General features: G+C 31.6%; 1 protein-coding gene. It reads right to left on the bottom strand.

The features are described from left to right. Positions 1–306: 306 nt before the first annotated feature. Positions 307–981 carry a hypothetical protein gene (locus tag ACS8FD_RS15080; RefSeq protein WP_439261082.1) on the bottom strand — a complete coding sequence of 225 codons (675 nt, stop codon included), beginning with the start codon at positions 979–981 and terminating at the stop codon, positions 307–309. Positions 982–1,284 lie beyond the last annotated feature (303 nt).

Below are 1,284 nucleotides of genomic sequence, written 5' to 3'. Positions count from 1 at the left end.
GATAAATGTAGTCATTTAACTATAGACAATACTTTAAGAAATAAAATGACTGGAGATGCAGTATTTTTGATTGAGGGTGCAGGTTTGTTAGAATTTTTCGGTTGGTGGTTTGGGTGGACTTTGAGAGATTGGTTTATGATTGCCAAATCAAATTTGTGTTACCTATTAAAAGAGTAAAGTGTGCTTAATAAACGTTACTGCACTGATCTAGTTGTTATCCGCTGAGCTATCGATGATAGTGAAGGGCATTTGCTATGATTATTGGTCTATTGTTCTTTAACGATGATCTGTAACTGCGATTACGTCTTAATCAATTATTAAAGTTTTAAGCATACTGAAGTTACATTCTTCAGTTGGATGTGTATTGCGATTAATACCCCAAAGTTCAAACAATTTACCTTCATAACGAATATATGTATGCAGCGTTTCACCATCACTTAATACGTCATTATTCTCAACTTTTACTAAGTACTGTTGATAGAGTTGCTCTAGTATTTCTGTCGCTTTTCCATGGTCATCAATGACTAAATTGATAGCTTCAGTCATGCCGAACTTTTCCTGATTAAGTAATTGATGTCCGTACTTATTTCTTTTACGGTAATCTATTGGACTATAATATATTTTTTGTATTTTTTCTGGATTAAGACCATCGCTGTTAATAGATATTTTACTATTAATATCATTTAGATCAAACCTAAGTTTATAATGATTCGTAAAATATCCTTTACTTTCTAATAAAGAGGCCTCTAGTTTTTCAATGAATAGGTCTTTGAGTATTATATCAATAGGTTCATCTCTTAATACTCCTGTATCAAGAGCAGTCTTTTTCAAAACTAAAAAAGGATCTACTGATTGTTCATAACAAACTACTGGCTTATCATCTGTTTTAGATTTCTTTTCCATTTTTTTTTGAGTGTCTAAGCTCGTGCATCCTACAAGTAACGCTGAAATAGCTATAAGAATATTTTTTATATTTTTCATTGAGTAAACCTTTTACAGAATATTTATAGTCATATTCAAGCGTCAGAAGAGTTCATACTTCTGTCACTACGTAATATATCCCATTGCCATTTGAAAAGTGCCCACATATTTGGACAGTATGGATTATTTACATCTTCTTCTTTCTGCTCAGGACCCCATTTCTTATCATAGTCCATTAAATTGTCAGTATAGCCTCTATAAAAAAATGCTTATCGGAAAATATTTCATCAAAGCTATGTGGTAGACTAAAACTATGACCTACTTCGTGAACCAAAGAATATAAGTCTTCATTACCTTTATTAA

The sequence above is a fragment of the Psychrobacter sp. 1U2 genome, assembly GCF_051847575.1.
This window is presented reverse-complemented; position numbering and strand designations above follow the sequence as displayed.

Coding starts and splice junctions, on each gene's coding strand:
- ACS8FD_RS15080 (WP_439261082.1), bottom strand. CDS start 981: ATGAAAAATATAAAAAATATTCTTATAGCTATTTCAGCGTTACTTGTA.